The sequence below is a fragment of the Paenibacillus sp. Paensp38 genome (assembly GCF_059491915.1).
In genome coordinates this window covers 2,008,598-2,032,583 of sequence record NZ_CP168516.1, presented here as the reverse complement: position 1 = coordinate 2,032,583, position 23,986 = coordinate 2,008,598, and the positions used below count along the sequence as shown (strand labels likewise).

At 45.2% G+C, this 23,986-nt stretch carries 25 protein-coding genes; 3 read left to right on the top strand and 22 right to left on the bottom strand.

All coding sequences use genetic code 11. The features are described 5' to 3' along the window. The first annotated feature begins 278 nt into the window (after nt 1–278). On the top strand, nt 279–1,217 hold the full coding sequence (gene glsA, locus ACEN8J_RS09355) for a glutaminase A (RefSeq protein ID WP_029517518.1): 939 nt from the start codon (nt 279–281) through the stop codon (nt 1,215–1,217). Between the two features lie 78 nt (nt 1,218–1,295). Here glsA and ACEN8J_RS09350 read toward each other — a convergent pair whose 3' ends face one another. Both ACEN8J_RS09350 and ACEN8J_RS09345 read right to left on the bottom strand, forming a co-directional pair. Continuing rightward, nucleotides 1,296–2,162 carry a VOC family protein gene (locus ACEN8J_RS09350; RefSeq protein ID WP_029517517.1) on the bottom strand — a complete coding sequence of 289 codons (867 nt, stop codon included), beginning with the start codon at nt 2,160–2,162 and terminating at the stop codon, nt 1,296–1,298. 49 nt (nt 2,163–2,211) lie between these two features. After that, on the bottom strand, nt 2,212–2,625 hold the full coding sequence (locus tag ACEN8J_RS09345) for a DoxX family protein (RefSeq protein ID WP_029517516.1): 414 nt from the start codon (nt 2,623–2,625) through the stop codon (nt 2,212–2,214). 269 nt (nt 2,626–2,894) lie between these two features. On the opposite strand from ACEN8J_RS09345, the gene ACEN8J_RS09340 reads away from it, so the two are divergent. Further along, a complete protein-coding gene (locus ACEN8J_RS09340) occupies nt 2,895–3,434 on the top strand; it encodes a helix-turn-helix domain-containing protein (protein ID WP_029517515.1) in 540 nt (179 codons plus the stop codon). A gap of 125 nt (nt 3,435–3,559) precedes the next feature. Here the strand turns inward: ACEN8J_RS09340 and ACEN8J_RS09335 are convergent, their stop codons facing one another. The 10 genes from ACEN8J_RS09335 to ACEN8J_RS09290 all read right to left on the bottom strand — a co-directional run bounded on the left by ACEN8J_RS09335 (nt 3,560) and on the right by ACEN8J_RS09290 (nt 13,649). Next, entirely contained in the window at nt 3,560–3,754 is a 195-nt protein-coding gene (locus tag ACEN8J_RS09335) for a hypothetical protein (RefSeq protein WP_459760549.1), read from the bottom strand. Nucleotides 3,755–3,829: 75 nt separating this feature from the next. Continuing rightward, nucleotides 3,830–4,168 (bottom strand): stalk domain-containing protein, encoded by a 339-nt coding sequence (locus ACEN8J_RS09330; RefSeq protein WP_495594426.1) that lies wholly within the window; start codon nt 4,166–4,168, stop codon nt 3,830–3,832. A 38-nt stretch (nt 4,169–4,206) separates the two neighbouring features. Next, nucleotides 4,207–5,328, bottom strand: a complete 1,122-nt coding sequence (locus tag ACEN8J_RS09325) for a phosphodiester glycosidase family protein (RefSeq protein WP_318627325.1) — start codon at nt 5,326–5,328, stop codon at nt 4,207–4,209. Nucleotides 5,329–5,548: 220 nt separating this feature from the next. Next, complete coding sequence (locus ACEN8J_RS09320) at nt 5,549–7,015, bottom strand: potassium/proton antiporter (protein ID WP_029517512.1); 1,467 nt, start codon at nt 7,013–7,015, stop codon at nt 5,549–5,551. A gap of 199 nt (nt 7,016–7,214) precedes the next feature. Beyond that, nucleotides 7,215–8,603, bottom strand: a complete 1,389-nt coding sequence (gene fumC / locus ACEN8J_RS09315) for a class II fumarate hydratase (protein ID WP_318627324.1) — start codon at nt 8,601–8,603, stop codon at nt 7,215–7,217. 164 nt (nt 8,604–8,767) lie between these two features. Next, nucleotides 8,768–10,312: a 2-isopropylmalate synthase gene (locus ACEN8J_RS09310; protein WP_495594425.1), complete on the bottom strand. Its 1,545-nt coding sequence runs from the start codon at nt 10,310–10,312 to the stop codon at nt 8,768–8,770. 96 nt (nt 10,313–10,408) lie between these two features. After that, on the bottom strand, nt 10,409–11,110 hold the full coding sequence (locus tag ACEN8J_RS09305) for a FadR/GntR family transcriptional regulator (RefSeq protein ID WP_495594424.1): 702 nt from the start codon (nt 11,108–11,110) through the stop codon (nt 10,409–10,411). A gap of 155 nt (nt 11,111–11,265) precedes the next feature. Next, nucleotides 11,266–12,285: an aldose 1-epimerase gene (locus ACEN8J_RS09300; protein ID WP_013310435.1), complete on the bottom strand. Its 1,020-nt coding sequence runs from the start codon at nt 12,283–12,285 to the stop codon at nt 11,266–11,268. 137 nt (nt 12,286–12,422) lie between these two features. Next, nucleotides 12,423–13,226, bottom strand: a complete 804-nt coding sequence (locus ACEN8J_RS09295) for an MBL fold metallo-hydrolase (protein WP_029517508.1) — start codon at nt 13,224–13,226, stop codon at nt 12,423–12,425. Nucleotides 13,227–13,352: 126 nt separating this feature from the next. Next, nucleotides 13,353–13,649 carry a hypothetical protein gene (locus ACEN8J_RS09290; protein ID WP_023988878.1) on the bottom strand — a complete coding sequence of 99 codons (297 nt, stop codon included), beginning with the start codon at nt 13,647–13,649 and terminating at the stop codon, nt 13,353–13,355. Nucleotides 13,650–13,811: 162 nt separating this feature from the next. Between ACEN8J_RS09290 and ACEN8J_RS09285 the strand changes: the two genes are divergently transcribed. Next, nucleotides 13,812–15,044 (top strand): aminopeptidase, encoded by a 1,233-nt coding sequence (locus tag ACEN8J_RS09285; protein ID WP_495594423.1) that lies wholly within the window; start codon nt 13,812–13,814, stop codon nt 15,042–15,044. A gap of 73 nt (nt 15,045–15,117) precedes the next feature. On the opposite strand, the gene ACEN8J_RS09280 is transcribed toward ACEN8J_RS09285, so the two are convergent. The 10 genes from ACEN8J_RS09280 to ACEN8J_RS09235 form a co-directional block, all read right to left on the bottom strand. Then, a complete protein-coding gene (locus ACEN8J_RS09280; protein ID WP_495594422.1) occupies nt 15,118–15,609 on the bottom strand; it encodes a hypothetical protein in 492 nt (163 codons plus the stop codon). Between the two features lie 154 nt (nt 15,610–15,763). Then, on the bottom strand, nt 15,764–16,882 hold the full coding sequence (locus ACEN8J_RS09275) for a glycerol dehydrogenase (protein WP_318627321.1): 1,119 nt from the start codon (nt 16,880–16,882) through the stop codon (nt 15,764–15,766). 36 nt (nt 16,883–16,918) lie between these two features. Beyond that, nucleotides 16,919–17,926, bottom strand: coding sequence for a biotin synthase BioB (bioB, locus tag ACEN8J_RS09270; protein WP_318627320.1), 1,008 nt, complete (start codon nt 17,924–17,926; stop codon nt 16,919–16,921). A 204-nt stretch (nt 17,927–18,130) separates the two neighbouring features. After that, complete coding sequence (locus ACEN8J_RS09265) at nt 18,131–19,432, bottom strand: hemolysin family protein (protein WP_176715738.1); 1,302 nt, start codon at nt 19,430–19,432, stop codon at nt 18,131–18,133. Nucleotides 19,433–19,820: 388 nt separating this feature from the next. Then, complete coding sequence (gene gerQ, locus ACEN8J_RS09260; protein WP_039273179.1) at nt 19,821–20,276, bottom strand: spore coat protein GerQ; 456 nt, start codon at nt 20,274–20,276, stop codon at nt 19,821–19,823. 52 nt (nt 20,277–20,328) lie between these two features. Continuing rightward, nucleotides 20,329–20,751: a cell wall hydrolase gene (locus ACEN8J_RS09255; protein WP_165146560.1), complete on the bottom strand. Its 423-nt coding sequence runs from the start codon at nt 20,749–20,751 to the stop codon at nt 20,329–20,331. Nucleotides 20,752–20,869: 118 nt separating this feature from the next. After that, a complete protein-coding gene (locus ACEN8J_RS09250; protein WP_165146563.1) occupies nt 20,870–21,619 on the bottom strand; it encodes an SDR family NAD(P)-dependent oxidoreductase in 750 nt (249 codons plus the stop codon). A 135-nt stretch (nt 21,620–21,754) separates the two neighbouring features. Continuing rightward, the gene (locus ACEN8J_RS09245; RefSeq protein WP_013371386.1) at nt 21,755–22,150 is read right to left on the bottom strand and encodes a DUF2500 domain-containing protein; all 396 of its coding nucleotides are present in this window, start codon (nt 22,148–22,150) and stop codon (nt 21,755–21,757) included. 188 nt (nt 22,151–22,338) lie between these two features. After that, on the bottom strand, nt 22,339–22,521 hold the full coding sequence (locus ACEN8J_RS09240; protein ID WP_029517499.1) for a hypothetical protein: 183 nt from the start codon (nt 22,519–22,521) through the stop codon (nt 22,339–22,341). A 153-nt stretch (nt 22,522–22,674) separates the two neighbouring features. After that, complete coding sequence (locus ACEN8J_RS09235; RefSeq protein ID WP_029517498.1) at nt 22,675–23,925, bottom strand: WD40/YVTN/BNR-like repeat-containing protein; 1,251 nt, start codon at nt 23,923–23,925, stop codon at nt 22,675–22,677. Nucleotides 23,926–23,986: the final 61 nt, after the last annotated feature.

Below are 23,986 nucleotides of genomic sequence, written 5' to 3'. Positions count from 1 at the left end.
TTTTTTAAAGATGGGAAACTTTCTTATGAACCAATGCTAAAAAAGGTATATGTGCCACTTAGAAGTGATTTCTGGATAGGCAGTTGGATGAAGAGAATGAAGACTACAGGGGATAAACTATAATCCCGATATTACATTAGGTTGGGTATTTAACTGGAGAAAAAGAAATGACATCAGAGCTTGTTTTTTGACTGAAAATTTCTTTAAAATAAGTATATAGCTACTTTTTGCTCTACAATAAAATACCACAGATTGGTTACTCGACTGGAGGAAAAGAAATGACATCGGAGTGGCAGAGATTACAGACCAAACTGCCGGAATGGGTAGAACAAAGCCGTCATGAGTATATTCATGGCAAGGTAGCAGCATATATTCCCGAACTGTCCAAAGCCCCGGCCAACGCGCTTGGTGTTGTTGTAATGAACGGTGCAGGTGAAACCGTGGTAGCCGGGGATACGGAAATCCAATTTACGATGCAAAGTATTTCAAAGGTATTTACGCTCATTCTGGCCTTGATGGATAATGGAGAGGACGTTGTCTTCTCTAAGGTGGGTATGGAGCCTACCGGAGACCGTTTTAATTCCATGTTGAAACTAGAACTGGTTGAGCCGGGGATTCCGTTTAACCCACTAATTAACGCGGGGGCAATCGCGATCTCCTCTCTGATTCGCGGGAACAGTCCAGAAGAGAAATTTGCCCGTGTTCTCCAATTTTTCCGCCTGCTTACCCACAATGACACATTGGAATATGATCAGGATGTCTACGACTCAGAATCAGCTACAGGCCATTTGAACCGTTCTCTTGCTTATTTTCTAATGGAAAAAGGTATTTTAAGAGGTCATGTGGAGGATGTGCTTGAAGTTTATTTCAGACATTGTGCTGTCAAATTGAACTGTACAGATTTAGCACGTATGGGACTTGTACTAGCCTACAACGGCCGTGATCCGGTGACAGGTATACCGCTGATTCCCCGCCGCTATGTACAGATCGCCAAAACATTTATGACGACATGCGGCATGTATGACGCTTCAGGGGAATTCGCCATTCAAGTCGGACTACCTGCCAAAAGCGGCGTATCAGGCAGTATTATGACGATGGTACCTGGACGCTATGGCATTGGACTGGTTGGACCTTCTCTGAACCGTATGGGAAACAGTACAGCTGGTGTACACTTGCTGGAGACGATGTCTCGGGATTTGGATTGGAGCTTGTTCTAGGTATACGAAAAAAGGGTATTCCCAGCCTTTACGGCTTATAGGAATACCCTTTTCTGTTTCTGTTGAGTTCCTTCTATGTTACGAGATTTGACCGTTAACCAGTTTAATTTGAATGCGGAACGGATCAGCTACATACTTGGCGCCATCGCGTTCTTGCACCCCATAGCCTGCTGCCTCTAAACGAGCCACAACGGCATTCAATTCATTCTGATCTGGTACGATCAATTCAAAATAATCCAGTCCGGCAGCGTGCTCAGGAGCTGGTGGGACTCCTTCACCTGCCCATATATTCAAGCCCATATGGTGGTGGTAACCACCTGCGGAAACGAACAAGGCTGAAGAGCCATACCGGCACGTAATGTCAAAGCCAAGCACATCGCAATAAAATTGCTGTGCTTTGAGCAAATTAGACACATGGAAGTGGACGTGCCCGATTACCGTTCCCTGAGGTAGTCCCTGCCAAGGTAAATTCTCGGAAATCGCAACCAAGTCTTCTGCATCCACGGGATCTGTTCCCATCATGTAAAATCCATTTTCATCCTTTTTCCACTGATCATGGGGACGATCTGTATAGATTTCAATTCCGTTATTATCGGGGTCATGGATATATAGGGCTTCACTTACATCATGGTCTCCCTGTCCGATTTCAATCTCATGAGCCAGCAGATTACGTAAAGACAGGCCCAGAGCTACACGGTTCGGTAGAAGAATAGCAAAGTGGTATAATCCGGCTGCGGACTGGCGCGGCAGAATAACTGCATTTTCAATATAGTTAAGGATCAGTAACGCATGCTTCCCATCGACAGTCAATTCAGCGGTATCCGCCGTTTGACGCAGCAGCTGAAAACCAACGACCTCTGTATAAAATTGAATAGAACGTTCCAAGTTGCTTACTTTTAATGAAACCTGCCCGATTTTGGTGTTGTCATGAATATGTGCTGTCATGAGATTTCCCTCTTTCTACATGGATTGGAGGACTAAAGCTATTCAAAAATTATTGTTCGGTTGACTCACGACGGCCGATCAACGAATCCAGAGACAAGCGAGTCGTTGGTGCAAATACCAGATGAAGTGCTACAAGAATAAAAGCAATATCCAGTTCATAGCCAGCTCCTTGGCCATTCCCCATCAACCCGCCGGACAATTTTGCTGTAAAAATAGCGCCGATCAAAACAATCACAAATAGCCCAGATACATAGCGGGTAAGTAATCCAAGAATCAATGCAATTCCGCCGACCAACTCAATCACCGCAATGACATAACCTAAAAATCCTGGAACGCCAATGCTGGAAAACCAGCCTGCTACATTACCCAACCCCATTTGGAATTTAGCAATTCCGTGTGCCAAAAACAAAATTCCCAGTGCCACCCGCATAATTGTAGAAATATTTTTGCTTGCTGAACTCATATTTATCTCTCCATTCTGTTTGTTTATTACACTCACACAAGTGCATATGAATAATTAATTTATATTACTAATAATTTGGTTGAAAAAATAATACTGTCTGAATCTATGCCGCTACACATGACTGTGAATCAAAGTCGAATTATTAGTAATAGAAATAATTATTTTGTAATGTGAATTTATCATAAGAAACAGTGGTCTGTCAACAAAATATTTGGTATGATAAATATTACATTAGTATATATTATATTTCCTTATAGGAGGAACGCTCTATGAGTATAGGATGCAACATACGCGCTGCTCGTAAACGTAAAAATTTATCCATTCAGCAAATATGCGAACGAACCGGACTATCGCAAGGGTTTATGAGTCAAGTAGAAAATAATAAAACCTCCCCTTCCATCGCTACATTGGACAGCATCGCTAATGCGCTAAACGTACCTCTCGCTTTTCTGCTTCTTAAAGATGAGGAACGGATGCAAGTGATTCGCAAGGACGAGCGCCGTAAAACCTTATATGGTAAAAACAAGCTCCAGGTCGATCATTTGGGGGGGCAGGGTAACGTCAAAATGATGCTCGTTGAAATGCCGCCCGGCTCATCTACAGAAGAAGAGCATGCTCATGCAGGGGATGAGATTCATTTTATCTTGGAGGGCACGGTATACGTGGAGCAAGGCGAGGATACAGCTACCCTGGAAGCAGGAGATTCCTTTAGCTGGAGAGCAGCCATCCCCCACTATGTCAAAAATGTGGGAGAAAACAACGCCCGAATTCTGATCTCCGTGTTTCTCGAAGCAGATAATGATGCTTAATAGATATTTACGCAAGCACGAAGCAACAAAAGTACAAATCCTATCGAAAAAAGCGCGTACCGGAAGTATCTTTACTTCAACGATCCGCGCTTCTTATATTTTCATTTGCTATTGCTGCTTTTAACTTATTCCATCACCTGCTGGGCATCTGTACGCGATTCCCACGGCAGCTTGAAGGTTTTCATAATTTGTTTGGTATTAGCCGGGAGTCCAGTTATCGGATCACCAGTAGTACCCAGCAGTTCTTCTTTTTTATCCGTAGTAATACGCCCATAGAAAGTGGTACTGCTGTCTCCCCATCCTGTAGTGAACTTCTCCAACGTATAACCTAAATCAAGCGAAACATCTCTCAGAGATATATATACTTCTTCACTTACAACCTCAAAGGTAAGTTGCTACTGGTTCTTACGTGATTGCTCCTTAAGAACCAAGGGTTCTGTCCACTTTTGTAGCGTAATCTGCTTCTTTTTGACATCCCAGTGGTAGGTTGCACCTACAGCTTCGGCTAAAGGTTTAAGCGGAACCATGAGCTTTCCGTCGATCAATAGAGGTTTAGCCTTGCTGTCTATAGGTTGTCCGTTTATAACAATATCTATGAACTGCGTTGATTGAGACGCTATGGCACCCTGTTTAGTAGCTTCGGCAGCCGCCTGATGCATTGTGGTCAAGAGTAAGGATAGCATTAACAAGGCGACAAACAATCGCTGAAATCCTGCTCGTTTTAGCTTCATCATCAGTCTCCGTTCACTTAATGAACTAGTTCATTCCTGATCTATCTCTTTTTGGCTGCGTCAATGTCTCCAGGATTCAAACCTTCCCATATGTTCGGGATACTAACGGTCTCTGGATGCTCAAATACGAGAAACGCAGTCGGCAAATAGCGCTCTCCGTATTCAGAAGAAGGCTTGTTTACAATGGCATTATCCTTGACTAGCACCGTTGAAGAACCTCCATCCAGATTAGCACCGATAACCGCTCCATGTTTAAGCAAAATATTTTGCATATCATACAAGTTGGCACCTATGCTGTACCCAGGCTGACGACCGTCGATGGTCACGAATATAATGGCACCGTCTGCTCTTTGCCCCATTGCGGTACGGGGGGCAATTCCCCACCCCTCGCTTGCATTACGAATCAGACCTTTCCCATTCACGATTAGGCGTGGTTGAAAAGTAACCGCTTCTTGCACATTCATTTTGGACAACTCGGACAACGAATAGTGACCAGCTATCATTTTCCCCTGTTTATCAATACCTACGATTTGAACAGAGGCATTTCTACCCATATCATTGTAGTATATCTTACCCTGGGAAATGACAACGCCAATCGGTTTAAAACCATTCCCATTCCAGTTGGGGTCAGCAAAGCCACCGCCATTTACTCCAGCAACAGCCCCCAAACGCTCGACCATGCTAGATACATGTTCTCCCCGGCCGACTTTAGCAGGAACCCCGAGCCTAATTTTAGTGGGGTCATGCACCGTCATAACATAGCCATGATAGTTACGACCCGACACTTCTTCCACTTCAACCAACGGCGTTTGCTGTACTTTGGTAGGTATCAGATCAGGCAAGTTGATTGTATGTCTATCCTTCTCCTCACCCATCTCTTCGAACCGGGCCGAATATTCAGCCACTCGTTTCTTCGCTTCTGCTTCGCCGATAAAATATTTCGCCCAGTGACGATGCTGAGTCGTAATCAGCGTGTCCGCAGCCAAATAGCGCATGTCCTTGCCAGAAGGGGTTAAAAACAACCATGCACCACCCCCAATTCCCGCTAACAGGAATACAATAAAAAGTCGCAGCATAAAGCGACCAAATTTTCCTTTTCGTTTCTTTTTCTTATTTTTCTGCCTGCGAGCTGCTGCACGCTGTGGCAAGACTTCCGGTTTCATTTATCATCTCTCCTGTTTGGTGACTTCTATCGTATTTCATCACTATTGCCCATCAAATGATCCGTAACGATAGGCTGCGACATCTAACGACAATATCATAAACTAATTTTGTAGAATGATAGTGTCAATTTTTTAACAGATTCATCCACTCTGAAAAAGAATACATTAAAAAGCCCTTCACATAAATGTGAAGGACTGAAATGTAGGGGTGATATCCTATTTACGGAGCAGCCTCCGGTTCGAGCAGCATGAACAGCTCTTTCATCTGCTGTCGCTTGAGTTTGGGACTAAGCACGTACAAAGTATCGCCCGGTTCAATCACCGTCGTGCCTCTCGGGGCAATAATTTGCTCGTTCCGAATGATGGCTGTGAATAAAATATCTTCAGGCAACTGTATATCCTGAATCGCTTTGCCCGCTATCGACATCCCATTTTGTACCTGAATGTGGTTGATTTCCGAAGTAGTTTTTCCCAGTGAAACTAATTCCAGCAGTGATGGAGACGACGTCTCGTTAGGGTCCATCAAGCCAAGCTTTACCGCTAGCCACGAAATAGTGGTACCTTGAATAATCGCAGAAGTGAGCACGACGAAAAATACAACATTAAAAAACAAAGGTCCTACATCCATCTCATCCAGTAAAGGATAGGTTGCGAGTACAATAGGTACCGCCCCACGCAGTCCTGCCCAGGATAACAGTGTTTTCTCGCGCACAGAGTACCTGGAAAAAAGCAAGCTTAGGAACACGCCTATTGGACGAGCCACGAGCATGAGGATGAAGGAGAGCGCCAAGCTTTGCCACGCAATGCCCAGCAATTGATCGGGAAAGACCAATAACCCGAGCAGGACAAACATCATAATCTGCACCATCCAGGCGAAGCCATTGTTAAAATGAATAATAGATCGCTTGTAGGTCAAGTCGGAATTTCCCAATACAATCGCCATGACATACACCGCCAGCAATCCGCTTGCCTCTAGTAACGACGCCGCCGCATACGTCAAGACCGCAAATGCCAATGCCATCACAGGATACAAACCGGATGAATCAAAATTCATTTTATTAATGGCATATACACCTAAGCGTCCGAGTACAAAACCAACGGCTAAACCAAAGCCCATTTCCCATAAAAATAACAAGATATGTATCCAAATGGATTGCTCAGGGTGATGTATCAGCTCAATCAATGTTACTGTGAGAAATACAGCCATCGGGTCATTACTACCGGATTCCGCTTCAAGCGTCGAGGTAATTCGCTTTTTGATGTTTTTACCTCCTAGAACGGAAAACACGGCTGCCGCATCCGTCGAACCAACAATAGCGCCAAACAGCATGGATTCCATCCAGCTTACGCCTAAAATAAACTTGGCGCAGACGCCAATGACTACAGTCGTAATGATGACCCCCAACGTTGATAATGACAACGCAGGTCGAATAACTGGCTTAACATCTGCAAACTTTGTCTGCATCCCGCCTTCAAACAAGATTACAATGAGCGCGAGAATGCCAACTAGTTGTGTGATAAAGGCATTATCAAAATAAATAAACTGACTGAGCACCATGCCTACGGCAATAAACAAAACAAGCGCAGGCATACCGAAACGGCTGGAAAATTTGGTAGTCAGCACACCGACCAGCAGCAAGCCGGACAGCAAAAGCACAATAAAATTAATAACGGTTGTCTGTTCCATACGGCTTCTCCTATCTTGAAAATAGATGTTCAATTTTTCGCCTTTTATCTATATACCCTCAAATCACACAGAATACTAATTCTAAACAAAAAATTATATAATAAAATAAAAAATCCAGCTCATGGTTTGTGCTAAATCGCACTCCATGAGCTGGTTTGTATATTTTTTATAAGGCTTAAGCAGAGACAATCGTCGTGCTTTAGGCTTTAGGATGAATCATATGCGCAGGTACAACATATTGATCGAACTGTTCTTCAGTCAACAGTCCGCTGCGGAGTGCCGCTTCTTTTAGGGACAGCCCTTCTGCATGTGCAAGTTTGGCGATTTTAGCGGCATTTTCATATCCGATATGTGGATTCAATGCCGTCACCAGCATCAGTGAATTATTCAAATTGTGCTCAATCTTCGTGAGATCAGGCTCGATGCCAACGGCACAGTTGTCATTAAAAGCAATGATGGAATCGGCCAGCAGATGAACAGACTGCAAAAAATTGTATATGATTACTGGCTTAAACACGTTCAGTTCAAAATTACCCTGACTTGCTGCAAAGCCGATAGCTGCATCATTACCCATGACTTGCGTAACGACCATCGTCAGTGCTTCACTCTGGGTCGGATTTACCTTGCCGGGCATGATGGAGCTACCTGGCTCGTTAGCAGGAATCGTGATTTCGCCCAAGCCGCTACGCGGACCACTTGCCAGCCAACGAACATCATTGGCGATTTTCATCAAGTCGGCAGCGAGCGCTTTGACTGCTCCATGTACGGCCACCACTTCATCGTGGCTGGTCAGTGCATGAAATTTATTGGGTGCAGAAGTGAACGTTTTGCCAGTGAAACTGGAAATTTCCGCTGAGGTTCGGGAGCCAAACTCTGGATGAGCATTAATTCCTGTCCCCACCGCTGTACCACCAATCGCTAGCTCCTTCATGTATTGCACCGTGTCGATGATCATTCGCTTGCTCTTGTCTAACATTGCATACCAACCACTTATTTCCTGACCCAGCGTAAGCGGTGTCGCATCTTGTAAATGGGTTCGCCCAATTTTTATAATATCCTTGAATTGCTCTGACTTCTGTTGAAAAGTCTCTTTCAGCTTATCGATGGCAGGCAACAAACGATCCTCCACTGCAATGACACCCGCTACATGAAGCGCCGTGGGAAACGTATCATTCGAGCTTTGCGACATGTTAACATCGTCATTGGGATGCAGCTTCGCATCCTTTCCCTGCTCTTGTAACCATTGGCTCCCCAGATGAGCAATCACTTCATTCACATTCATATTGGACTGCGTTCCGCTCCCTGTCTGCCATACAACCAACGGGAAATGGTCATCAACCCGCCCTGCGAGAATCTCGTCCGCTGCATAAATAATCGCGTCCTGCTTCTCCTGTGATAGCTTACCCAGCTTATAGTTACTGATCGCCGCGCTCTTTTTAAGCACCGCGAACGCCTGTATGACCTCTAATGGCATTTTCTCCGAGCCAATCGGGAAATTTTCCTTGCTGCGCTGTGTTTGCGCTCCCCACAGACGGTCTGCCGGTACTTTGATTTCGCCCAACGTATCCTTTTCAATGCGGTAGTTCAACTCATTTCCTCCTCTTGGCCTATGTAATTCAGACAAAATATGGTGATCTCTCTTGCCTATTATACATTAAATTTCAAATGTTATCATTTATTTTGCAAGCGCTTTTTTACGATGAGGCCAGAGGAGGAAGAAGGAAAATTCGTCTACAAGCCTGACCACTAGGATCAACTAATGGTGATATTGCTTTTGGCATGTACTTCTTTTCTGCCCAGTAGCTTGTTCAGCGCATCGATGTAAGCTTTGGCGCTAGCTTCCAAAATATCAGTACTTGTGCCTCTTCCCAGAGCTGTGTACTCTCCTTGCCTCAAAATGGCGTGCACTTCCCCCAATGCGTCTCTGCCATAAGTTACAGATTGGATCGAATAATCCTCCAACTCCACCTCTTCACCACTGGCCTTGTCTATAGCATGGAAAATCGCATCTACAGAACCGTTACCCATTGCCACTTCATCAATTGCTGTCCCATCTTGTTTACCCAATCGAATGGATGCGACTGGAACCGACTGATTACCATAAGACACCTGAATGGAATCCAGTGTGTACATTTGAGGCGAGGCATTGCGGCTTTCGTCCATCAGGACGAGCAAGTCTTCATCCAACACCTGTTTTTTCTTATCCGTCAATGCTTTGAATTTGCGGAACGTCTCTTGCAGCTGTTCCTCCGTCAAAGCATCAAACCCCATGTCCGCCAGTTTTTCTTTAAATGCATGTCGACCCGAGTGCTTGCCCAACACAAGTTTACTCGTCTTCAGACCAATACGCTCAGGGGACACGATCTCATATGTTGTACGCTCTTTAAGCATCCCGTCTTGGTGTATACCAGACTCGTGAGCAAACGCATTGGCTCCAACAATGGCCTTGTTTCCCGGCACCGACATCCCCGTTCGTTTGCTCACTAGGCGACTGGTAGCATACAGTTCCTCCAAAACCAGACTCGTTTGTGCACCATAAAGCTCGGTTCTGGTGTCAAGGGCCAGTGCAACTTCTTCGATAGGTGTATTTCCGGCTCGCTCACCGATGCCATTGATGGTACCTTCAAATTGGTCTACACCATTACGGATGGCCGCCAGCGTGTTAGCTGTTGCCATACCAAGATCATCATGACAATGTGTGCTAAGTTGTATTTTTTCGATACCGGGCACTTGTTGTTTTACAATTCTAAACATTTCACCGAACTGATCCGGCGAGGCATATCCCACCGTATCCGGTAAATTGACGATTGTCGCTCCAGCACGAATCGCCATATCTACGACCTCACAAATAAAGTCCAGTTCGGTACGACTGGCGTCCTCTGCTGAAAATTCTACCTTGCTGAAATACTTGCGTCCATAACGAATGGCAGCAGCAGCGGTCTCTAATACTTTCGTTTTATCCATTCGAAGCTTATGGTGGCGGTGAATAGGTGAGGTAGCCAGAAACAAATGAAGACAGGCATCCTCTGCTCCTCGTAGCGCCTCTCTGACCGCATCAATATCCTGTTCTTTCGAGCGCGCAAAACCAACCAGTGTCGCTTGGGTAACCTGTTTGGCAATCTCCTGCATGCTGGTGATCTCACCAGGCGAGGTTGCTGGAAAGCCGGTCTCAATCCGATCTACGCCTAATTTTTGCAGCTGAAGGGCAATTTCCACCTTTTCCGTGCTAGTTAAGCTAACTCCTGGTGATTGTTCTCCATCTCTTAACGTTGTGTCCAACACCCATATTTTGCGCATACAGATACCACCTTTGGTTTGATTTTAGGAGATGCTCAAGTAGAAGGTTTAAATATTTTATTCATCCGATCATCTGATGTTTAAGAGTAAAAAAAATTATGAACTTCCCATATGCTTTTGCAGCTCCAGCTTGGTGCCGTCCAAATGTTGAATACTATACAGCTCGGCAGCCTTGCCATCCTGATCCCGGATTGCTTCATATATTTTTTCATGCTGCACAGTAAAATGATTTTGCATCGCCGGATCGGTAATGAGATTGTTCAACGCCTTGCGAATGGCCTCTACAAAGCTGCCATATACATCTGTAAGCACCTTATTGCGTGTAGCTCCGGCAACAGCCAAGTGAAAAGTGATATCCGCATCCAAATACCCGTTCATATCTCCAGCGGCCAGGGTTGCAGCACGACGATCCAGCGCCTCACGCATCAAGCGTAGATCCTCGTCTTTACGACGTAACGCAGCCAATCTGGCAATCTCTAGTTCCAACACACTCCGCACTTCATAAACCTCAATAATTTCAGCACGGCTTAGACGGTAATCCAATGGCTCTTGAGAAGTTGTCGGTTGGCAAACAAAAGTTCCGTGTCCTTGCTTTTTCTCTAATAGACCGGCATGCACCAGAACGCTAACCGCTTCACGTACTGTAGATCGCCCGACTCCGAATAGCTTCATGAGCTCAGGTTCGGTTGGAATCTTAGTGCCCTCATCCCATTCACCAGTAGCAATTTTTCGTTGCAGCTGTTCAGCTACTTCATCGGCGATTTGCTTGCGTTTGACGGCTTGAAAAGGAAAATTCATCTGATCATCTCCTGTTTCGTATCATACTATGACTGCTTGGCATTCTGCAACCTTTTTCGTCCTCCTTCCCCATTGGCCCTTACCTGTGCTTTACAACCCCAAATAAAGCCTGCACCGTTGGACACGATACAGGCCTATAAGGATAAATTTAAATGCTAGGATTTCGATTTATTAGGTGTAATACAATACAAACGGCTGGTTGCTTCAAAAATATGGCCTGGAGCCAGTGCTATCAATCCGATCTCCTCCGCTGGTAGGTCTGGACGATTCGGTGCATTGATCATGTTCATTTGCGGCTCAGGACAGATGAATTCCTTGTTCGCTTTGTTATTCCAGATCATCCAATGCTTATAAGCTGTACCTACATCGTATACGAGGGTAGCACCTGTCTTACTGTGTGTCAGTTCCATGTAGTTGCGTCCATTTTGCGGAGCTGCCGTGTAATGATTATCCATAGAGGCAAAATAAGGACTAACTCCCGTCGTCTTCAGCAGTTCCTCTTCCGGAGATAAAGGCTGGAACTGACCTGTGGCCAACAACCGTTCCGTCAGCTCACGACGCTCACCGATTGTGACCTTAATCTTGTAGTCCTCAGGCGAGCTATCGGGTACGAACGGAACGCGAATCGCTGTGTGAAAGGCAAATAAATTGGGGATCGGTTGATCGCCCTCGTTATGGATCACATAACGCTGATGCAGGCCAAATTCGTCCAGACTGTACGTTAATTTCATGGTAAAGGTGAAGGGTAAATAGCGGAACATGGGATGTCCTTCCCTTACATGCTGATTCATTACCACATAGCTGCCCTGCTCCCCGGAACCGTAGTCCTCGACCTCCCACCGAACAGTGTGTAAAAAGCCGTGCAGATGGTTGTGGGTCGCCTCTTCATTTATCGGCAGCTCATATGTAACACCATTCCACAGGAATTTTCCATCCTCATACCGATTCGGAGGGAACAGGAAAGGAATTCCGTAAACGGATGGGCTTTGCTTAAAAGCCTCTATGCTCTCAGCATCTGGCTCACGCAGAAAAGAATATCCCGTTTCATTGTCACGAAAAGAAATCAGATTTGCGCCGTTTCCCGGCAGGGCAACCGCTTCATATCGTCCAAATTTAAGACGAATCGCCGGTATTCCATAATAAAGATCACCAATTGCAGCATGTTGTTGTGTCATCAAAAAATCCTCCTTGATGAAATGACGATGTTTAATGAAAGCGTTTAGCTTTTGGCTTGACTATACCATGCTGAGCAAAAAAATTCCACGTCCACAAAAAAAACGATGCCCCGCAAGGCATCGTCCTTCACACATGACTACACATAACGTCCTTGTTTGGGTACAGCCATGTGCTCAAAATCTCCTGCCAGTCGCTCCAGCTGATATGTCAGCTCAGTACCATGCATGTAATGACCATGTCCTGTAACTGCAATCTCAGGCTTTAACTTGGCCAGCATTTCCACCGAGCGCTGCGCAGCTTGCCAATCTGTTGTAAAATACGCAGGAGGCCCGTGTATTTCTTTTTCCTGTAAAATAACGGCCAGTACCGATTCCTGTTTCACCGTAATAAAAGCGTCACCGGCCACCATTAACCTTCTTCGCTCATGAAAAAGCGATACATGACCAGGAGTATGTCCTGGCGTATGCAGCCACTTCCAACCAGGGGCACCAGGGACACTGCCATCTTGGGGCAGGGAGGTGATGCGATCATCGAGATCTATAGCATCATTGGGGTATAAGAAGGAAATGCCCGACATTAAACCTCCCCCTACACTAGGGTCAGGTTTTTGATAATCCTTCATTCCCGTCAAATAAGGTAATTCCAAAGGATGTGCATAAACAGGTGTACCCCAATGCTGTACCAACTCAATAACCGAACCCACATGGTCAAAATGACCATGTGTAAGCACAATAGCGATCGGAGGGCCAGTGAACCGTTCCTCTGCCAGGCGTATAATCGAGTCTGTAAATCCTGTCATCCCCGTATCCACCAGCACCCAGGAACGGCTTCCTGGCTCCCCAATAAAACACATATTTACAAACAGCGTCCGTAAGCTCAGGAGATCGGGAGCAGCCTCTTCATTTGCCGTCATTCCTTCGGTGAACAGATGATTTGCCAAAGCTTCACCCTCCTATTCACATGGAATTTACTGTTAATATCGACCTTTAGGCTTCCCCCATGTCAGCAGATTATGCGGACACTGCTAAATATAATCCGCTTGTCACGAAAATAGACCATGTTTACATTACTCGGGTAATTTGCTCCATGCCGTATCTAGCAAATAGTCGAATAAATCATCGTTCTCTTCAATCCAGCTATCCATTTGCAGCATCTCTTCCTCCACCCGTGGCTCTCCCGCAAAATGAAGACTGTAATCCCATTCCTTTCCCCTTTTACTGTGGAATGTGATTTCATATACAGAACTCTGCCCGTCTACTCCAAATACCACTTGACCCAAATAAGCACCATTCTCATCTCTTGTCATTTGTGCCTGTTGAATATGTACTTCTTTCACTTCCTGAGGTGAATTTTGCTCTGTCATTCATCTATCCGCCCTTTCATTTTCACTAAATAGTACCAAAACTAATTTGTGAACCTTTTCGTTACATTGTACAATATATAAGCTATGTGTGGAATTTGCAAAAAAACTGTGCAAGTTACCCAAGCCTTATTTAAGGCTTTTCGTGAAATGGAGGAAAGTTACATGTCAGATTTTCAACAAAAATTGCAAAAATATGCCGAGTTAGCCGTTCGGGTCGGCGCCAATGTCCATCCTGGGCAGACACTCATCGTTCATGCACCAATTTTGTCCGCCGAACTCGTGAGACTTATCGTCAAATCAGCGTATACTGCCGGAGCCAAGCTGGTTACAGTAAAATGGAGTGATGAAACCATTACTCGATTACAGTATGAACTAGCTCCTGATGAAACTTTTAATATTGCTCCCAAATGGTATGCAGCCGAAATGACTGAAGAGGTCGAAAATGGCGCAGCTGTACTGCATGTCATTGCAGAAAATCCGGATTTGCTTCAGGGGATTCCGTCCAGCCGAATTACTGCTGCTCAGCGCGTGCGGTCACATGAATTACGTCAATACCGCGAATATCAAATGGCCGACAAATTCAGTTGGTCTCTGATTGCTTATCCTTCTGCAGAATGGGCTGCCAAAGTATTCCCTGATCTGCCAGCTTCCGAGCAAATGGATAAACTGTGGGATGCCATTTTCAGCACCGTGCGTGTGGATCTGGATAACCCCGTGGAGGCATGGAAAGAGCATTTGAAAACCCTTTCCAGTAAATCTGATATTTTAAATGCCAAACGCTATAAAAAGCTGCATTATCTGGCTCCAGGCACAGATCTCACCATCGAATTGGCAAAAGATCATCTGTGGGTAGCGGCTGAAAGCGTCAACCAACAGGGACATACTTTTGTAGCCAATATGCCTACTGAGGAAGTGTTTACAGCTCCGCTTAAAACGGGAGTGAACGGTAAGGTCAGCAGCACCAAGCCACTTAGCTACAGCGGAAATATCATCGACAACTTTTCACTGACTTTTGAAAATGGACGTATTGTCGATGTTCAGGCAGAAACCGGTTTGGAAACTCTTCAGCATCTCGTAGAAATGGATGAAGGCTCACACTACCTGGGTGAGGTTGCTCTTGTGTCTCACAAGTCACCTATCTCTGATAAAAATATTTTATTCTATAATACGTTGTTTGATGAAAATGCCTCTAACCACTTGGCCATCGGTAATGCTTATGCATTTAACCTTAAAGGCGGCAAGGATATGACTCAAGAGCAGTTGGCTGCCAACGGCCTGAATTCCAGTCTGACTCACGTCGACTTTATGATTGGTTCAAGTGAAATGGACATCAACGGCGTTACTGAGGACGGTACTGAGGAACCTATCTTCCGTAAAGGAAATTGGGCGATCTAACACGGCAAAAAGGCTCTCACCGCTTCATGCGTGAGAGCCTTCTTGCTTCAACCTTAGGCTAAGTTGATCTATTTTACAACGTGTTAATCCAAGAATTCGCTGCAATTCCAAAAACAATTTGTATCACGCTGATGATGAAAAAGACAATAAAGCAATTTACAACTCTTCGATTGGTGGTTTGATGCATGGATAAAGATGATTTCACGTAAAACATGCTGCCCAATATTCCTATACACACACCGAAAATCCCCGAAAATAGCAATCCTATAACCAAGCTGACCACGACAAAAGCCCAACTCCAGCCCGGAACTTTACTCACAGGAACATAAGGTTGATTGGACCCAAGATATACACCGTCCATAGCTAAATCCGCTTTGTTACCAATGACAACAACATTTACAGCTTTTTCTTTCAATTTAATAGGAAAATCAATCAAGTTCAAAAATGCATTCTGGCTTTTAACCTTCTGCTCGCTTCCATTCACAATAATTCTCCCGCCAGTTAAGCTACGCTTGTACTCAATAGTATATTGAATACCTTGATCTTCTACGTTCCATTTTGCCATCGCTAAACTCCTCTCAAATTTTAGGGGAGCCCTAAATATACTCCCGGCATTTCCTGATTATGTACCATAAAAATCATAACATAAGTTGCAAGTTAAATAATGGAAAAAAGGCCGCTGATCAGCGGCCTTTGAATCTACTTTATTTCGTATGGAGTTAGTTTCTATGTCCAATTTTGGCCTTATAGGCAAGTGAATACTGGTCAGCCGCAAAAATTGCATCAAGCACATCATCCGCTGTGACAGCAAATGGTAGATTGTGAGCAGTTTCGCCTTCTTTGGTAGCAGCCTGAGCTACCCGGTACAAATCCTCTCGGGAAGTTTCCTGTAGCTTAATGTCTTCCAGCGTGACAGGCAGATCGAGTTTTAGATAAAAGTCAATATACCGCTCCACCTCGGACAAAGGTCTTTTTTCCAAGGCAAGCTGGACTAAGGTGCCAAAAGCTACCTTCTGACCATGTGTTAGGTGATGAATATCTCCTTCCAGAACGGTAAAACCATTGTGAATCGCATGTGCGCCTGCCAAACCGCCGCTTTCAAAGCCCAAACCGCTTAGCAACGTATTCGCCTCCACTACCGCTTCAAGCGCAGGTGTGACGACTTTGCGTTTCACGGATTCGTAAGCCTGCAGTCCGTAATCGAAAAGAACTTCCTCACACTTGGACGCAATGGCTTCTGCCGCCAAAGTTGGCAAACCACCAGCCATTGTCGTTGCGCGAGCTTCAATGACCGCACGGGCTTCAATCCACGTCGCCATGGCATCTGCAATGCCTGAGGAGAGGAATAAGGGCGGTGCTTGAGATATGACTTTTGTGTCCACTAGGATCAGGCTCGGATTTTTACTGAAAAAGGAATACGTATCAAATGCACCTTCGTCGGTGTACAAAACAGATAGTGCACTAGTAGGGGCATCTGTAGAAGCAGTCGTTGGAATAATCACAACTGAGGAACCGAGAAGTTCATTTACAGCTTTAGCGGTATCCAGCGTTTTACCGCCACCTACACCAATGACAATGTCGACCTGGGCGCTTCGTCCATGATCCACAATACGGTTGACTTCGTTTTTGGAGGCTTCCCCTTGAAATTCAATTTTAACTGCTGTAATATCAGCCAGTTCCAGACTTTTTACCACGCGGTCGGCTGCAATCTCCCAAACCAGCTTGTCCGCAATAACCAAGGCAGTACGGCCTAATGGCTTAACATACTCACCTGTTTTATCAATCACATTTTTCCCTTGCACATATTTACCTGGACTAATAAATACTTTTTCGCTCATTGTTTAACTCTCCCTTCCAAGTTTGTACAATTTCTATTATACGGTTGAAAGGGCACACATCTCAATTTCAAAACCAAGATCTTCAATCATTTGATGATCAAATGTGACCTCTTGGCCTTCTGTCGTTAAATAATCTCCTACAAAAATTGAATTCGCTGCATACAGGCAAAGCGGTTGTAACGAGCGTAAATTCAACTCTCGTCCACCTGCAACGCGTATTTCTTTGGATGGACAGATGAAGCGGAACAGTGCCAGCACCTTCAAAGCTTGGATAGGTGATATTCGCTTTGCTCCCTCCAATGGGGTTCCGGGGACTGGATTCAAGAAGTTAACCGGAATAGAGTCAGCATCCAACTCCCGTAAGGCATAAGCCATTTGAACGATTTCCTCATTCGTTTCCCCCATCCCGATAATAACGCCAGAGCATGGAGACATTCCGTGAGATTGTGCCATTTTCACAGTTTCGACGCGTTGATCGTATGTATGTGTGGTTGTAATCGAGGGATAGTTGGCCTTACTTGTATTTAAATTATGATTGTATCGATGTACCCCAGCCTCTGCCAACCGCCGTGCCTGATCTCCCTTGAGAATCCCTAAGCAAGCGCAAATTTTGAGTGGCATTGTGTGAGTAATTTCTTGTACAGCCTCAATCACCTGATCCAGCTCCCGATCTGTTGGGCCCTTGCCCGAAGCTACGATGCAATACGTCCCTGCTCTCCGTGCTACTGCTTCCCTAGCTCCAGCCAACAGTGATTCCTTGTCCAACATACTGTACTTGTTCACAGGCGCCGTGGATACGATAGATTGTGAGCAATAACCGCAATCCTCCGGGCACAAGCCACTTTTGGCGTTCATGATCATGTTGAGCTTTACTTTTTTTTCGTAAAAATGGTGTCGTACTCGAAATGCAGCTTGCATAATCGGTAATAACTCCTCATCGTCGGCTTCCAGTACCGCTATACCTTCTTCCAGCGTAACATGGCTACCATGTATCGCTTTTTCAGCCAACGAGCCCCATTCTATAACCTTGTTTTGTAAATTCATACTTCTTGCCTCCCAAAATTTAATGATCATGTAAATGGATAAAATTTTCAGCGTAGAGGAAATTCTTTTCTTATTGTCAACCCAAATAATTATAATTAGGTTGACAATCACACGAACATCATATCAATTCATGTCCTTTCTGTAAAGAAGACAAATTAAAAAGCGACCCCACATCTTTCAAGGTCGCTCTCCAAATTTATTCCGTTATGAGACTCCTGCTTCTTCCACGACGAAAGGCTGTTTTATCAGCCTAATACGTGAAATCCGCTTGTTTTCAACCTCTTCTACCGTGAACATACACCCCTCAAACACTACAGACTGGCCAGGCTGTGGGGGAATAACCTCGACATGTGAGTATAGCCAACCCCCTACCGTATCATAATCCTCATGATCAAGATCCAGTCCAAAGCGGTCGTTCACTTCATCAATTAATAACATGCCGTCAATGGAAAATTCCTCGTCATTAATCTGCTCACAACTCGGACGTTCCTGATCGAACTCATCCTGAATTTCACCAACGATTTCTTCCATAATATCTTCCAGCGTTACCATACCCGATGTACCGCCATATTCATCAATCAAAATTGCGATTTGCGTCTTGCTACGCTGCATGCGTTTGAGCAGATCACTAATTTGTGTAGATTCAGGGACAGCAAGAATCGGTCGAATCATCGTACGGGTATCCAGTGTGTTCGCCCGCAGAAGGTCCTTAATATGGATAAAGCCGATAATATGGTCCTTATCTTCGGCGCAGATTGGATAACGGGTTCTCATGCTTTCCGTCGCAATCGCGAGATTTTCTTCTGTGGACTCATTACTGTATAAGCAGATCATCTCAGTTCGCGGAATCATGATTTCCCTGGCGGTCGTGTCGGTAAAATCAAATATATTATCAACAAGCGCCAATTCCGTATTATCAATTAGTCCGCTCTTATTGCTTTCTTTCATCAGAATACGTATTTCATCCCCCGTATGCGCGGAATCATCATTTTCGGATACCGGCTCCAGACGGAATAAACGCAGCAGGCTGTTCGCCATTCCATTTAACGCCCATATGAATGGATACATCAACTTGTAAAACCAAGTCATCAGCATGGCTGAATACAGCGTAATGGTCTCAGATTTACGAATAGCTATCGTTTTGGGCGCCAATTCACCCAACACAATATGCAGAATCGTAATGACAATAAATGCAATAACCACGGCAGTACCGTGCACATATACCGCTCCTAATCCAGCGGCTGTAAATACAGGTTTGATCAAATGTGCGATGGCCGGCTCTCCGATCCATCCTAGTCCCAACGATGCTAGTGTAATACCCAACTGGCAGGCAGACAAATAAGCGTCCAAGTTGTGTAACATATTGGCGGCGTATACGGCCTTTTTATTGCCCGCCTCCACCAAAGTCTCAATACGGCTGCCTCTGACCTTCACCATGGCAAATTCCGCAGATACAAAAAAACCATTCAATAGTACTAATGCAAAAACAATAAATAAGTTAAACATACTCGGTAAAGGGTCACTCAATATGCTCCCCATCAGCCGTCATTACGGCAGACAGGCGCACCTCCTTCGGATAGTTTCATCATAGACAGAACGATAACACATCATAAGCAGCGTCAACTTCCCAACACATTCACTCCTTCCGGCTTCCAAAGCCATATTCCGCATAAATGATTAGATTATTCATCAGCTTATATTTAATTATATAACTATACTCTATACAGTCAAACCACAAGCAATGTCAGAAAAAACAGCTCCACTATCATTTAGGTCGTAAAGCTCTCGTTTTCGCTGCTTACCACCAAGAAAGCTACTATATTTGAGAAAGATTATAAACAAAATACATCCCCTGCCGTCTGGCAGAGGATGTAGACTCATATATATGAAGGCATCAGCGAACCGGGGATGCACCCGGATTCCCGATGACGCCGGGATATTGGTACAACAATGGCTCATCAAAAGTAGCATAATCCAGATTCACCATCAGCAAAATCGTCCGCTTGCCCGTAGCCGGATCACTGATAATAATGTGGTCACGACCCGCTGCTTCCAGAATACCTTTGAATATTTTCGCATTCCATTCCCGGTTATTTTCATACGTCATATAAAAGGTACCTGTTTTGCCCAAGTTCAAGCGCAAAATGTTTTCAATATATGATTGCTCAAATTGTGGAGTCTGGCTCTGTACCACCATACCAGTCGGTGTCATCGCACTACCGCTATTAACCTGAGGGGGGAAGGTGCTGATGGGCTGCATAGTTCCGACCGGATTCATCCCTCTGGGCCATTCGGGATACCCGCCACCAGCAGGATAAGAAACAGGACGGTAAGCTTGCTGTGAAATCATGTAAATTCCTCCTAAAATGGTTTTAAATTATTCAAACTCATGTTGAAGCGTTCTAAAAGACGGCAGGACAATCCTGTACAGTCGGGCTAAAAAAGCAATGGGCTTTAAAACGTCCAGTATTGGTCTGGTTATACCAGGTGTCCGGACAGTCTCCTGCCGGTCTGAAAAACCATAATGCATTGGACGCCGGGCGTATTTTTTCCCCATTAATGACACGCCGGGCAAGACGAATGTCACGGTCACGAGCTCTTTGATAAAAGTACCCCTTTTGGGTAGCTTCAAATCCGCCTGGACTCTGAAACACCATATCGTTCATAAGACGAACTCCCCGAAAATCCAGACAATTGCCCAAAATCCTATTTACTCCGACATTGCCAACCATGAGCATCCCCTGCTCTCCTTCTCCTTCGGCCTCTGCCCGCATCAATCGGGCGAGTGTCCTTACATCCTCTGAGTTGGTCTTGATTACAGCCAACGCGTCCCCTCCTCGCTTCTCCATCACATACCCTATCGTATGGTACAAATGCCCAATGGGTGACAGTCCAGAAACAAAAAAATAGCCCCTAGATTGGGACTACTCATTTAGGATTTTATTATGGCTCGTAAATCATTTTACGTGTCATGCCACCGTCTACTACCAGATTCGTGCCTGTTACAAAATCATTGCCGGGTTGTGTCAAATACAGACAGGCCCGTGCGATGTCCTTAGGGGTTCCTACTCGCCCAGACGGATGCTGTTGATGGTCTTCTGCACGCAGTTGCTCATAATCCCCGGTTTCAATCCACCCTGGACTGATGCAATTGACCTGAATCCCGTCCTTTCCTAGCGATATAGCCATCGCGTGTGTAAGGGCCGCAATAGCTCCTTTGGATGCCGCGTAGGCTTCTGTATCCGGTTCTGACATGAAAGCTCGTGTAGAGGTCATATTGACCACAGAGCCACCTTCTGCGTTTCGTTTCATCACCTTAGCTGCTTCCCTAGTGGCAATAAAACAGCTGCGTACGTTAGTATTCAAAATGTCATCCCATTCTGCTAGCGTTAACTCATATGGAGATTTCCATTTGGATACGCCTGCGTTGTTAATTAGCGTATGAATCGTGCCGTATTCTTCTACCGTGGCACGGATTAGCGCCACAATATCTTCTTCCTTCCGTACATCACAAGGAATAAAAATGGCCTGATAGCCCTCGTTCCGGGCTGCTGCAGCGGCTGCGGCACCCTCTTCCTCATTGTAGTCCGCAAATACAACATGGGCACCCTGAGCAGCGTAGGCAAAAGCGACCTCTTTCCCGATGCCATGCGCCGCTCCTGTTACAATAACAACTTGTCCCTCAAATGACACGAATCATTCCTCCTCTGAACTACTCTGTTCTAATATATATGTACCAAAATGTGTCGAACAAGAAACATCTACAGCCCCCTACCCTGGTTTCTTACAGAAGGCTGTAAATGAATCCAAAAATAATTAGACTGAATTCTACATTTTAACCTGTTCCAAGCTATAGCGATTAAGACGCTGAAACCCGATATACCTTGTACCCTGAAAAGTAAGCCGTCCCTCATCCCCTTCAGCGCATTGACCATATTCTTCCCCAGATACCTTAAACTCCATCCGGTCGCCACTTTCCACTTCGAAGGTTACGTAATAGAAAGTATAGGTGCGAGTCCCTTGTTCCTCCTGCCGCCTCTGTTGGAGATGTGTCCTTCTGGCCGTAATTCGGGAACCGACCGTCAGTACAGGCTGCCTTTTATTCCGACTCCATTCCATGACTTCCCTGCCTGCAGACAACACGACAATACCCAACACGACAACGAAAAATACGGGCAGTACCGTGCCCAGCCAATCGAACATCCATAATGATTCAAAACCCATGCACCGCACTCCTCTCCGCCAGGCATTCCACAGGGAAACGACCGGGCATCCTGACCTGACCTAAGCTTTCCATAACAGTATATGTATGTTCCTGCCCAAATTTGATAGCAACCCTCAAGAACGCCAAGAGCCCCCACGGAATAATCCGGGAGGCTCAAGATATGGCGATATCAGAATGATTCATTGATTTACACATGTACAAGCTGGAGATAACGTTGTGTTTCATCCAGAGCTTCATGATCTTCGTCTTCAGCGTAACGCTCTGCACACTGCTTGCAGTCCTCTTCAGTCGTGCAACCATAGGCATCCTGGCAAGTATAACAAAATTGTAGGTAGTATTGGGTTAACATATGATCCTGATTCGCTCTCATGATTATCACTCCTATCGTTGTTTACAGGTTTAGTATAACAGCGGCTTATTCGTTAGTTTGTGATTTTTTTCACATATAGTCGTATAAAATTTAAATTTTTTAAAAATAAAACGCCCTGAGAAAAATACCCCAGGGCAATCACCTTTATAGCGATTATAAAATTCTCCAGTTCGCACCGCCGTCCGTCGTTTTCAGCAGCAGTGACTTCTTGTCATCAAGGCGTTCCAGAAGCAGCCAACCCACCGAAGAAGAGGCGAAACGGAGCTTGACCGATCGTGGGTAGTCTTTTAGCTTCAAGGGTAGCACTTTGTTGCCTGTGAGACTTGTCCACGTCTTCCCCCCATCCAATGTACGGGTCAATCCGGTTTCGGTTATGATCCACCCTTCCTTTTCGTTTAGAAACGTACGGCCAGGGATAATAGAATTAATGTTGCTACTCAGACCCAAAGATACATCGCTCCATTGGGCCCCTGTATCATTTGTAAACAGTCCATTATATTTTGTGCCGTTAACCCCAGAGCAAAGAACTGGAATCCAGTACGAGGTACTGCTCCCTTTCAGAGACTGCTGGGCTTCTGCTTTGGCCTGAGGGCAGCCCTGAATTCTGTTAGCTACCGGCGTCCAGGTTTTCCCTTGATTCAAAGTCTTGTACAACTTAACACTGTTATCTAGATTGATCGCTACAAATCCCTGCTTGTTGGAAGAAAAGCTCATCCCGGCCAGACTGCCCCGATCGGGTAAACCTGAGCCTGATTTGTTGGATGTCATACCAGAACTTTGCGCAACTTTATTCCACGTGGCTCCACCGTCAGTGGTGTGATACAACAGTTTTTGTTGATCCTGCTCATTCAGTTTTACATATGCCATGATCCAGCCAGTAGTTGGATTTACATATTGGATCGAGCTCACATGATCCCCGCTTGGAAGCGCTGAAACATCCCAGCTCTGTCCTCCATCTGCTGTTCTCAGAATGACGGTTGCTGTTTTGTCCAAATTTTGGCGGACAACCCAACCGTGACGCGAATCAGTGAAACTGATGTCCTTTCCATATTCAAGTTTGTCTTGAAATTGGACGTTTTCGGAGGGGGAAATATTATTCCATGTCTTTCCGCCATCATGAGTATCATAAAGTCGGAGCTCATTATGGGTAACTCCCCAAACTAACCCTTTATTATTATCAATCAAATGAAAATCCGCTATTCGCGTCTGAACTACATATTTGGCGTTGGGATCGCCCACCTTTGGAGTCACTGGTGGATTAATAGTAATCGTCTGACCCTGATCATCAGGTTCCTCAATCGGAGGTTTTGTTAACGTTTCTGGGGCTTCAGCAGAACAGGCAGTCAGCAGAATACCTATCAGCAGTAGTACTCCCCCCAAGAGCGCACGCCAGCGCAGTTTCATATAAAAATCCTCCCTCGATGGCATGCTGTAATCACGTGCCAAAAGCTTATCTGAAACAGAA

Excerpts from the sequence above, each read along its gene's own strand:
- ACEN8J_RS09285 (WP_495594423.1), top strand. The coding sequence starts at position 13,812 with ATGTCAGATTTTCAACAAAAATTGCAAAAATATGCCGAGTTAGCCGTT.
- ACEN8J_RS09330 (WP_495594426.1), bottom strand. The coding sequence starts at position 4,168 with ATGATGAAGCTAAAACGAGCAGGATTTCAGCGATTGTTTGTCGCCTTG.
- ACEN8J_RS09280 (WP_495594422.1), bottom strand. The coding sequence starts at position 15,609 with ATGGCAAAATGGAACGTAGAAGATCAAGGTATTCAATATACTATTGAG.
- bioB (WP_318627320.1), bottom strand. The coding sequence starts at position 17,926 with ATGAATTTACAAAACAAGGTTATAGAATGGGGCTCGTTGGCTGAAAAA.
- ACEN8J_RS09310 (WP_495594425.1), bottom strand. The coding sequence starts at position 10,312 with ATGCGCAAAATATGGGTGTTGGACACAACGTTAAGAGATGGAGAACAA.
- ACEN8J_RS09350 (WP_029517517.1), bottom strand. The coding sequence starts at position 2,162 with ATGACAGCACATATTCATGACAACACCAAAATCGGGCAGGTTTCATTA.
- ACEN8J_RS09290 (WP_023988878.1), bottom strand. The coding sequence starts at position 13,649 with ATGACAGAGCAAAATTCACCTCAGGAAGTGAAAGAAGTACATATTCAA.
- ACEN8J_RS09275 (WP_318627321.1), bottom strand. The coding sequence starts at position 16,882 with ATGAGCGAAAAAGTATTTATTAGTCCAGGTAAATATGTGCAAGGGAAA.
- ACEN8J_RS09320 (WP_029517512.1), bottom strand. The coding sequence starts at position 7,015 with ATGGAACAGACAACCGTTATTAATTTTATTGTGCTTTTGCTGTCCGGC.
- ACEN8J_RS09300 (WP_013310435.1), bottom strand. The coding sequence starts at position 12,285 with ATGACACAACAACATGCTGCAATTGGTGATCTTTATTATGGAATACCG.
- gerQ (WP_039273179.1), bottom strand. The coding sequence starts at position 20,276 with ATGATTTCACAGCAAGCTTACCGTCCTGTTTCTTATCCTGCTGGTGGC.
- ACEN8J_RS09305 (WP_495594424.1), bottom strand. The coding sequence starts at position 11,110 with ATGAATTTTCCTTTTCAAGCCGTCAAACGCAAGCAAATCGCCGATGAA.
- glsA (WP_029517518.1), top strand. The coding sequence starts at position 279 with ATGACATCGGAGTGGCAGAGATTACAGACCAAACTGCCGGAATGGGTA.
- ACEN8J_RS09325 (WP_318627325.1), bottom strand. The coding sequence starts at position 5,328 with ATGAAACCGGAAGTCTTGCCACAGCGTGCAGCAGCTCGCAGGCAGAAA.
- ACEN8J_RS09235 (WP_029517498.1), bottom strand. The coding sequence starts at position 23,925 with ATGAAACTGCGCTGGCGTGCGCTCTTGGGGGGAGTACTACTGCTGATA.
- ACEN8J_RS09345 (WP_029517516.1), bottom strand. The coding sequence starts at position 2,625 with ATGAGTTCAGCAAGCAAAAATATTTCTACAATTATGCGGGTGGCACTG.
- ACEN8J_RS09340 (WP_029517515.1), top strand. The coding sequence starts at position 2,895 with ATGAGTATAGGATGCAACATACGCGCTGCTCGTAAACGTAAAAATTTA.
- ACEN8J_RS09265 (WP_176715738.1), bottom strand. The coding sequence starts at position 19,432 with ATGTTTAACTTATTTATTGTTTTTGCATTAGTACTATTGAATGGTTTT.
- ACEN8J_RS09240 (WP_029517499.1), bottom strand. The coding sequence starts at position 22,521 with ATGAGAGCGAATCAGGATCATATGTTAACCCAATACTACCTACAATTT.
- ACEN8J_RS09245 (WP_013371386.1), bottom strand. The coding sequence starts at position 22,150 with ATGGGTTTTGAATCATTATGGATGTTCGATTGGCTGGGCACGGTACTG.